1 pseudogene is annotated in these 392 nt (G+C 74.2%); it reads right to left on the reverse strand.

Going from position 1 to position 392, the window contains the following annotated elements:
* Positions 1 to 392 (reverse strand): annotated as a pseudogene (locus JHN63_RS52120) (peptide synthase condensation domain-containing protein); the annotation flags it as partial.

The raw sequence follows: 392 nt of genomic DNA on the forward strand, positions 1-392 counted from the left end.
GGTCGGGGGGTCGGCCATGGGGGGTACGGCGCGGCCCTCGAGGAGTTTCAGGACCTGGGCGACGGTGGTGAACTCGTCTGCTTGCAGGGGGAGTTCGCGTAGCAGCAGGGCGCTTTGGACCAGCAGTTCGGCGGCGGCCTCCTCGCCGAGGAGGGCGCGGTCGTGGACGCCGGTGAGGATGAGGCCGCCGGTGCTGTCGTGGTGGGCGAGCAGGGCCAGGGGCAGGAGGGAGCGGGCGGGCACGGTGCCGGGGAACTCGGCCCGGATGCCGTGGGCGGCCAGTTCGTTCTCCAGGCCGTGGACCGGGTGCGGGGGGTCCTCGAAGACCAGGACGGTCTCGGCGCGGTCCGCGTCCGCACCGGCCTGGACGTGGGCGTGAGGGTGAGCGGGGG

The sequence above is a fragment of the Streptomyces sp. MBT65 genome (assembly GCF_016612545.1).
Classification (GTDB): Bacteria; Actinomycetota; Actinomycetes; order Streptomycetales; family Streptomycetaceae; genus Streptomyces.